Origin of the sequence: Herbaspirillum sp. B65, from assembly GCF_000333555.1 — a bacterium.
GTDB classification, from domain to species: domain Bacteria; phylum Pseudomonadota; class Gammaproteobacteria; order Burkholderiales; family Burkholderiaceae_D; genus Herbaspirillum; species Herbaspirillum rubrisubalbicans.
In genome coordinates this window covers 1-8,956 of record NZ_BADI01000136.1, presented here as the reverse complement: position 1 = coordinate 8,956, position 8,956 = coordinate 1, and the positions used below count along the sequence as shown (strand labels likewise).

The 8,956-nt window shown below is 62.4% G+C and carries 9 protein-coding genes and 1 pseudogene; 2 read left to right on the top strand and 8 right to left on the bottom strand.

What is annotated here, in order from left to right:
* From I5W_RS03695 to glpD, 3 genes and pseudogenes are all read right to left on the bottom strand, one after another.
* A partial coding sequence (locus I5W_RS03695; protein ID WP_044528219.1) for a histidine phosphatase family protein occupies nucleotides 1-522 on the bottom strand: 522 nt, incomplete at its 3' end.
* A gap of 37 nt (nucleotides 523-559) precedes the next feature.
* Nucleotides 560-1,285: pseudogene (locus I5W_RS03690) on the bottom strand (ABC transporter ATP-binding protein); the annotation flags it as partial.
* Nucleotides 1,286-1,333: 48 nt separating this feature from the next.
* Complete coding sequence (glpD, locus tag I5W_RS03685; protein WP_044528218.1) at nucleotides 1,334-2,875, bottom strand: glycerol-3-phosphate dehydrogenase; 1,542 nt, start codon at nucleotides 2,873-2,875, stop codon at nucleotides 1,334-1,336.
* A 196-nt stretch (nucleotides 2,876-3,071) separates the two neighbouring features.
* On the opposite strand from glpD, the gene I5W_RS03680 reads away from it, so the two are divergent.
* Together I5W_RS03680 and adhP are read left to right on the top strand one after the other, a co-directional pair.
* On the top strand, nucleotides 3,072-3,854 hold the full coding sequence (locus I5W_RS03680; RefSeq protein WP_044528217.1) for a DeoR/GlpR family DNA-binding transcription regulator: 783 nt from the start codon (nucleotides 3,072-3,074) through the stop codon (nucleotides 3,852-3,854).
* Nucleotides 3,855-4,101: 247 nt separating this feature from the next.
* Entirely contained in the window at nucleotides 4,102-5,127 is a 1,026-nt protein-coding gene (adhP, locus tag I5W_RS03675) for an alcohol dehydrogenase AdhP (RefSeq protein ID WP_017451342.1), read from the top strand.
* An 82-nt stretch (nucleotides 5,128-5,209) separates the two neighbouring features.
* Here the strand turns inward: adhP and I5W_RS03670 are convergent, their stop codons facing one another.
* The 5 genes from I5W_RS03670 to I5W_RS03650 all read right to left on the bottom strand — a co-directional run.
* Nucleotides 5,210-5,521, bottom strand: coding sequence for a HigA family addiction module antitoxin (locus I5W_RS03670; protein WP_026051983.1), 312 nt, complete (start codon nucleotides 5,519-5,521; stop codon nucleotides 5,210-5,212).
* A 9-nt stretch (nucleotides 5,522-5,530) separates the two neighbouring features.
* A complete protein-coding gene (locus tag I5W_RS03665) occupies nucleotides 5,531-5,812 on the bottom strand; it encodes a type II toxin-antitoxin system RelE/ParE family toxin (RefSeq protein WP_026051984.1) in 282 nt (93 codons plus the stop codon).
* 92 nt (nucleotides 5,813-5,904) lie between these two features.
* Nucleotides 5,905-7,410: a DASS family sodium-coupled anion symporter gene (locus I5W_RS03660; RefSeq protein WP_017451345.1), complete on the bottom strand. Its 1,506-nt coding sequence runs from the start codon at nucleotides 7,408-7,410 to the stop codon at nucleotides 5,905-5,907.
* A gap of 183 nt (nucleotides 7,411-7,593) precedes the next feature.
* Nucleotides 7,594-8,349 carry an ABC transporter ATP-binding protein gene (locus tag I5W_RS03655; RefSeq protein ID WP_017451346.1) on the bottom strand — a complete coding sequence of 252 codons (756 nt, stop codon included), beginning with the start codon at nucleotides 8,347-8,349 and terminating at the stop codon, nucleotides 7,594-7,596.
* Between the two features lies 1 nt (nucleotide 8,350).
* A partial coding sequence (locus I5W_RS03650) for an acyl-CoA dehydrogenase family protein (RefSeq protein WP_044528216.1) occupies nucleotides 8,351-8,956 on the bottom strand: 606 nt, incomplete at its 5' end.

The following is an 8,956-nucleotide window of genomic DNA, read 5'->3' as shown; positions in this document are numbered from 1 at the left end:
GCGCGGCTGGGCGAAGGAAGTCTGGCTGGCCCAGTGATGCACGCACTCCAGCACGCCACCATGGGTGACGATGGCGACCTTGCGATAGCGCCCCGAGCCGAGCACGCGCTGCACGGCTTGCACCGAACGTTCGTAGAACTCCCGCATGGTCTCGGCCATGCGCTCGCCGGCCGGATAACGGTAGTCCGGGTCGCGTGCCTTCCATTGGCGATAGGCGTCGGGATAACGCGCTTCGATCTCGATGTGGCGCAGGCCTTCGAACGCGCCATAGCAGCGCTCGCGCAAGCCCGCATCGATCAAGACCTCCAGTCCTGCTGCATCGGCCACGGCCTGGGCCGTGTCGCGGGCGCGCTGCAGGTCGCTGGCGAAGATGGCATCGATGCCCTCTCCCGCCAGCGCCTCGCCCAGCGCCAACACCTGGCGCTGGCCGGCCTGGTTCAGGCCGATGTCGATATGCCCTTGCAGGCGCTTGTCCACGTTCCAGTCGGTTTCGCCGTGGCGGATCAGCAGGATGTCGGTCATGCGGGGAGTTCAGCTACGCGGTACGGCGTTGGGGTTCTTCCAGCAGATTCATGGGCGGGTCGTTGAAGATGGCCGCCACCCGGGTGGAAGCGGGACTGTTGAACAATTCCAGCGTTGGCGCGAATTGCAGCAGGCGGCCTTCGTGCATCACGGCGGTGTGGCCGCCCAGCAGCAGCGCTTCCTGCGGCTCGGTGGTGGCGTAGACCACCGTGGTGTCGCCGGTGGCGAAGAGCGAAATCAGTTCGCTGCGCAATTCCTCGCGCAGCTTGTAGTCGAGGTTGACCAGCGGTTCATCCAGCAGCACCAGCGGAGCGCGCTTGATGAGCGCACGCGCCAGCGCGCAGCGCTGCTGCTGGCCACCAGAGAGCTCGCCCGGCAGGCGTTGCAGCAGGTGGGCGATATGCAGTTTCTCGGCGATCTCGTTGACGCGCTTGCTGATCTCTTGCTCGGGCTGCTTCTGCAAGCGCAAGGGTGCGGCGATGTTCTCGAACACCGTCAGACCGGGATAGTTGATGAATTGCTGATAGACCATCGCCAGGTTGCGCTCGCGTACCCCCACCCCGGTCACATCCTGGCCATCGACCAGTACGCGTCCTGCGGTGGGCTTGTCGAGCCCGGCGATGATGCGCATCAGCGATGTCTTGCCGGCCTGGGTCGGCCCCAGCAAGACATTGATGCCGCCTTTGGCGAGATTCAGGTCAAGCGGATACAGATGCGTTTGCGCACCGACCGTCTTGGCCACTTGTTTCAGTTCCAGGGTCACGCTGTCTCCTCGCTACTTTTTTTTAATTGATGGCTGCGGCGACCTGGCTCAGTGGGGCACTGGCGGGGCGGGGTCTGGCAAACTGGCCAGCCACGCCTCCAATCGTCCTCTGTGCTGCGCTCCACTGTGCAGGCCCAGCTTGCTACGACGCCACAGGATATCGTCGGCGCTGCGCGCCCATTCGTGTTGCACCAGGTAGCGCGCCTCGGCTTCGTACAGACCGGGGCTCAGTTCTTCACCCAATGCCGCCAGGCGGTCGGCCTGGCCAATGACCTGCTCCACGCGCGAACCATAACTGCGCGCGTAGCGATGGGCAAGCTCAGCCGGCAGCCACGGGTGGCGTGCCTGGAACTGACGCAGCCAGCCATCGAAGTCATAACGGGCCACCATCTTGCCGGCCTGCTCCAGGTCGCCGCCCGGCAGCGGCGCACCAGCCGTCCAGGGCTGGGTCGACGCCCCCAGGTGCGGCGCCAGCAGGGCCAGGGCTTCCTCGGCCAGCTTGCGATAGGTGGTGATCTTGCCGCCCCAGACGTTCAACATGGGGGCGCCGGCATCGTCGCATTCGAGCAGGTAGTCGCGGGTGATGGCCGAGGCATTCTCGGCGCTGTCGTCCAGCAGCGGACGCACGCCGGAATAGGTCCACACCACGTCGCTCTTGCTGATCTGGCGCTTGAAATAACGATTGGCCATCTGGCACAGGTAATCGATTTCTTCGGCATCGATCTCGACCTGGCCGGCGTCGCCGTGGTATTCGAGGTCGGTGGTGCCGATCAGAGTGAATTCTTCCTGGTAGGGAATGGCGAAGATGATGCGCTTGTCGGGGTTCTGGAAGATATACGCATAGGGGTGGTCGAACAGACGCTTGACCACGATATGACTGCCCTTGATCAGGCGCAGGCTGCGTCCGCTCTTGGCCTGCGGCACGGCCTGCGCAAAGCGGGCGGCCCAGGGGCCGGCAGCGTTGACGATGGCGCGGGCGCGCACTTCTTCCTGCTGTACGCCGCCCGCGGCCTGGTGTTCCAGCACGGCGTGCCAGCTCTGGCCGTCGCGACGCGCGCTGATGCACTTGGTACGGGTGAGGATGCGCGCGCCATGCTCTTGCGCATCCATCGCATTCAATACCACCAGGCGCGCATCATCGACCCAGCCATCGGAATAGACGAAGCCACGACGATAGTCACCCTTCAGTGGCTGGCCGGCGGCATGACGGCCCAGGTTGACGCCTTCGGAGGCCGGCAGGATCTCGCGCTTGGCCAGGTGGTCGTACATGAACAGACCGGCACGGATCATCCAGGCCGGGCGCTGGCTGGCGTCATGCGGCATGACGAAGCGCAACGGCCAGATGATGTGCGGCGCCGAGCGCAGCAGCACTTCGCGCTCCTGCAGCGCCTTGCGCACCAACTTGAATTCGTAGTATTCGAGATAGCGCAAGCCACCATGGATGAGCTTGGTGCTGGAGGAAGACGTATGCTGGGCCAGGTCGTGCTGCTCGCACAGCAACACCCGCAAGCCGCGACCCGCCGCATCGCGCGCGATGCCCGCGCCATTGATACCGCCACCTACTACCCAGAGATCATATTCGAGCGCCATTGGCCGCTTCCTCGCATTCGTGCCGTGTTGGTTCGGGAGGTCATCTTCCGTGCAACCACGGAATACCAATAACCCGGAGTTGTCAGTGCCCGTAAGATAGCGACATCCTGAAAGTATTCACCAATATTTTTGGTTTAAGTTCGTTAGGTTTTTAATGTTCATATCAGATCAATATAGTGCTTAACTTTCAACATAGATTTCACCCAAATTTCAACGACAAGATGCTAATCCCAGGCAACAGACGCTGCTGGAATGCGTCCGCAAGCACGGCACCATCTCGGTGGAAGAGCTGGCCCAGCAACTCAACGTCACCACCCAGACCGTGCGCCGCGACGTCAAGTCGATGGTCGATGCCAGCCTGCTGGCGCGCTATCACGGCGGGGTCGGCCTGCTGTCCTCGACCGAGAACATCGCCTATCCACAGCGCCAGGTAATGCACGCCGACGCCAAGCGCCGCATCGGCCAGACGGTGGCGGCGCGGGTGCCGGACGGCTGCTCGCTGATCCTGAACCTGGGCACCACCACCGAAGAGGTGGCGCGCGCCCTGCAGCAGCACAAGCACCTGCACGTGGTCACCAACAATCTGAACGTGGCCACCTCCCTGGCCAGCAATCCCGAGCTCGAAGTCATCATCGCCGGCGGCGTGGTGCGCGCGCGCGACCGCGGCATCGTGGGCGAGGCTACCATCGATTTCATCCGCCAGTTCAAGGTCGACATCGGCATCATCGGCATTTCCAGCATCGAAATGGATGGCGTGCTGCGCGACTTCGACGCCCGCGAAGTCAAGGTGGCCCAGACCATCATCGAGCAATCGCGCCAGGTCTGGCTGGTGGCCGACGCCAGCAAGTTCGGCCGCCAGGCGCTGGTGAAGATGGCGCACCTGTCGCAGATCGACGTGCTCTTCACCGATGCCCCGCCGCCCCCGGAACTGGCCAAGCTGCTGGCCGAGACGGATGTGGAAGTTGTCATCGCCATATGAACAATGACGTCTGCGCAAGCCCTGCGCAGGCAAGATTGTCAAGGTCAGGTGAATAAGTTTTCTTGAAAGGCCATTCAAGTTTTCAACGATGGGCGACATGGATCAATCCATGCGCAATCGTCGATTGTCGTCATTGCAGGCGCGGAGGATAGTGATCGCTGCCGGCAGGCACAACAGGCCGCAAGCGCAGCAACAAGGCCGCCACCCTGCCCGCGCATCCCGTTGATCCCCCTCGAGAGGAGTGCATATGACGCAAATGATGAAAGCGGCCGTGGTCCGCGAATTCGGCAAGCCCCTGTCCATCGAACAAGTCGCCGTCCCCACACCCGGACCGGGACAGATCCTGGTCAAGTTCGAGGCCAGCGGCGTATGCCACACCGACCTGCACGCCGCCCAAGGCGACTGGCCGGTCAAGCCCACCCCACCCTTCATTCCCGGCCACGAAGGCACTGGCTATGTGGCCGCGCTGGGGGCCGGCGTGAAGCACGTCAAGGAAGGCGATCGGGTCGGCGTGCCCTGGCTGCATACGGCCTGCGGCTGCTGCTCGCCCTGCCGCACCGGCTGGGAAACCCTGTGCGCGGAACAACAAAATACCGGTTACTCGGTCAACGGCACGTTTGCCGAATATGGCCTGGCCGATCCCAACTTCGTCGGCCGCCTGCCGGCCAGCCTGGAGTTCGGCCCGGCCGCCCCGGTGCTGTGCGCAGGCGTGACCGTCTACAAGGGCTTGAAGGAAACCGAAGTACGCCCGGGCGAATGGGTGGTCATCTCCGGCATCGGCGGCCTGGGCCACATGGCCGTGCAATATGCCAAGGCCATGGGGATGCACGTGGTGGCCGCCGACATCCATGAAGACAAGCTGGCGCTGGCCAAGAAACTGGGCGCCGACCTCACCGTGGATGGTCGCGACCACAATGCGGTAGCCGACGTCCAGCGCATCATCGGCGGCGCCCATGGCGCCTTGGTGACAGCGGTCTCGCCCAAGGCAATGGAACAGGCCTTCGGCTTCCTGCGCTCGCACGGCACCATGGCCTTGGTCGGCCTGCCCCCGGGCGACATCAGCCTGCCGGTCTTCAACACGGTCTTGAAGCGCATCACGGTGCGCGGCTCCATCGTCGGCACCCGCCAGGACCTGGAAGAGTCGCTGGTCTTCGCCGCCGAAGGCAAGGTCGCCGCGCACTTCAGTTGGGACAAGCTGGACAACATCAACGCCATCTTTGCGCGTATGGAAGAGGGCAAGATTGATGGGCGCATTGTGCTGGATCTGAAGTAAGCATCTGAAGCAAGCAAATCACTGGCATGAAAAATGGCGGCTCCTTTTGGAAGCCGCCATTTTCATTGACTGCGTTTCACGTTCAGGCCGGGGTCGATTCCTTGGGTTGCCATTGCTTGATGCCCGCCAATACATCGCGCATCTTTTCCCGTGCCACCTCAGTATCATGCGCAACCTGCGCGCGCAGCCAGTAGCCATCGGATAGACCGAAGAAACGCGCCAGCCGCAAATCGGTATCTGCCGTGATTGCGCGCTTGCCGTTGACGATCTCACTGATGCGCAACTGAGAGACGCCAATTTCCTTTGCCAGGCGGTATTGGGTGATGCCCATGGGTTTCAGGAATTCTTCATTGAGTAATTCCCCGGGCGTTACCGGAGCAAGACGTCGAGCCATGTGCGCCTCCTAACTGTGATAATCAACGATCTCGATGTCGAATGCAGTACCGTCTTTCCAGACGAAACAAAGACGCCACTGATCGTTGATTCTGATGCTGTATTGCCCTTGCCGACTACCCTTGAGCAATTCAAGACGGTTCTGCGGCGGAATTCTCAACTCTTCCAGCCGGATGGCAATTTCCAATTGCCGCAACTTCCGCAAAGCCACTCGTTCAATGTTGACAAACCGCGCTACGCGCTTGCCTTCGTGCAACGCCTCGGTGTCGGCGCATTTGAAAGATTCGATCATGGGAATAGTAACGACATCCGTTAGTAACGTCAAACGTTATTATCGATATTGTTTTAACCACTCCCTTGCCAGCGAACTGGCCTGCCAGCATCTTACCAATACCCCAACACCTTCCACCAAACCGTCCCCACCGTAGCAAACACCAGCAACTCCACCACCGCCATGACAAAGCCCACGCCCCACCACTTGCCCATGGACACATAACCACTGCCGAAGATGATGGGCGAAGTGCCGGTGGCATAGTGGGTCAGGGTCATCATCACGCCCGAGCCGGCGGTCATCATCAGCATGAAGGGAACCACATACTGCGGCGGCAGCAACTGCGCACCGACCGTCAGGAAAGCCAGCATCATCGCGCTGATGTGGGCCGTGGTACTGGCGAAGAAGTAATGCGACAGCACGAACACCAGCAGCAGCACCGCTGCCACCGCATACCAGCCCATGCCACTGGCCACGATGGCGGCCTTCATGCCATCGGAGAACCAGGCCACCACGCCGGTCTTGTTCAACTGTTCAGCCAGCATCACCAGCGCGCCGAACCAGACCAGGGTATCCCAGGCGCTCTTTTCGGAGAGCACGTCGTCCCAGTCGATGGTGCCGGTGATGATCAACACGAACAGGCCGACGAAGGCCACCACCGTTGGGTCCAGCGTGAAGGCCGCCCCCAGCAGCATGGCCGGCACGTTGGCCCACAGCAGCAGCAACAGCGCGAAGGTACCCAGCATGACCTTTTCGCTGGCGCCCAGCTTGCCCATCTTGTCCAGTTCGCTGCGCGCATAATCGACCGCGTTCGGGGTGGACTTCAGTTCCGGCGGCGAGAGCAGGTAGATCACCAGCGGCATGATCAACAGGCATACCAGGCCCGGCAGCAACATGCACAGCGCCCAGGTGGTCCAGCTCAGTTGCAGCGCATGACCGGTAGCCTTGGCCACGTAGTTGACCACCAGCGGATTGGGCGCGGTGGCGGTCAGGAACATGGCCGAGGTGATCGGGTTGGCGTGGTAGTTGACCAGCGCCAGGTAACTGCCGACCTTGTTTTGCGTGCCCTTGGCCGGGTCCGAGTCGAAGGCGTTGGCAATCGACTTCATGATGGGGTGGACGATGCCACCGCCGCGCGCGGTGTTGCTGGGCGTGAAGGGGGCCAGCACCAGTTCGCAGATGGCCAGGCCGTAGCCGATGCCGATGGTGCGCTTGCCCAGCAAGGCGATGAACATCAGGCCCACGCGCCGACCCAGGCCGGTCTTCTTCAAGCCACGGGAAATCAGGATGGCCACCACGATGAGCCAGATCAGCGGATTGGAGAAACTGGCCAGGGCGTCGGCAATGGCGCCCTTGGAAGAGGTGGAGGTAACTTGTGAAAGCGAGACGATGACGATGGCCATCATCGCCATCACGCCAATGGGCATCACCTTCAGGATGATGGCCACGATGGTGGTAAGGAAGATCGCCACCAGCGCCCAGGCCTTGGGCTCCAGGCCGGCCGGACAGGGGGTGAGCAACAGCAGGATCAGGACCGCGGTAGCGATCAGGGCGGGGACCAGCTTGAAGGGAACAGCATCGTTGAAATACTTGAAGGTGGCTTTGAGTTGGGCGAGCATCGCATCATCCTGTGAGACTATGAAAGCAAGATGGCCGCACGGCCTTGCCGTGCGGCCATCTTGCCACCGAGTATAGTCAGACTGGTGCGCCTTCCCCACCGCAAACTGGCGATGATTTGATCTGCGCTAGGGTTAAGCCAACTTTAATGCTCCTTGCGACATACCTTCATGTCGTGCTAATGCTCAGGCCGCGATGCGGCTCTCGCCAAAGTAGAACGACTGGATATCGGAACGCTGCCGCAACACCTCTGCCGGCCCTTGCAGCACGCTGGCGCCATTCTCCAGCACGGTGGCGCGATGCGCGTATTGCAAGGCCACCGCCGAGTTCTGCTCGGCCACCAGCAGGGCCACGCCCTCTTCCCGGTTGAGCCGGCTCAATTGCGCAAAGATGTCGGCCACCACCAGCGGGGCCAAACCCATCGACGGTTCATCCAGCACCAGCAAGCGTGGCCGCGAAATCAGCGCGCGCCCGATCGCCACCATCTGCTGCTCGCCACCCGAGCACAAGCCGGCCAGGCTGCGCCGCCGATTGCGCAACAAGGGAAAGATCGCGTAGATGCGCTCCAGCGCATCGCGCAGCACGGCACGCCGCGTGAAGCGGCCAGGCCAGCCAGTCAGCAGGTTTTCTTCCACCGACAACGAGGCAAAGCAATGCCGCCCCTCCAGCACCTGGGCCAGCCCCTGCCGCACCAGATCGGCCGGGCTGCTGCGCGCAATATCCTGTCCATCGAAGAGGATGCGCCCACTGCGCAACTGCCCGCGCTGCGCCGCCAGCAGGTTGGAGACGGCCTTGAGCGTGGTGGACTTGCCGGCGCCATTGGCGCCCAGCAGGGCATGGATCTCGCCCGGCTGCAGCGTCAGGCTGACTTCCTGCAAGGCCAGCAGCGCGCCCTGGTAGAGCACCTGGATGGCGTCGACCTGCAATAGCGGCGCGCTCATCTCAGCTCCACGCGTGGAACGGTGGCTTGACGCCGTTGAGGTAGTAGTTGCCGATGAGGGCGTATTTCCAGCGCACCGGATCATGCAGGGTATGGGTGCGCGCATTGCGCCAATGGCGGTCCAGGTTGTATTGGCCCAGGGTAGAACGCGTGCCGGCCAGTTCGAAGAGCTTGTTGGTGGCATGGATGGCGATCTCGGTGGACAAGACCTTGGCCTCGGCTGTCAAGATCTGTGCGTGCGCCACACTCTCGGCGTCCGGTGCCGCCACGGCCGCGTCGATGGCGCGCCCGGCGCGCTCCAGCAAGGCATCGCTGGCGTGCAGGCGGATCTGCAGGTCGCCCACGGCCTGGATCGAATATGGATCTTCCCAGGCATGGTCACGCTGGCTGTCGATCCATGGACGCGACTTGGTGCGCACGAATTCCTGGGTATCGGCAATGGCGGCACGGGCAATGCCCACGTCGATGGCGGCTTGGATGATCTGGAAGATGGCGCCATCGGCGGAAGGTTCCTCATAGCCCTTGTAGGCCGGGATCAATTGGCTCTTGGGTACCTTCACCTGGTCGATGATGACGGTACCGCTCAAGGTGGTGCGCTGGCCGAAAGC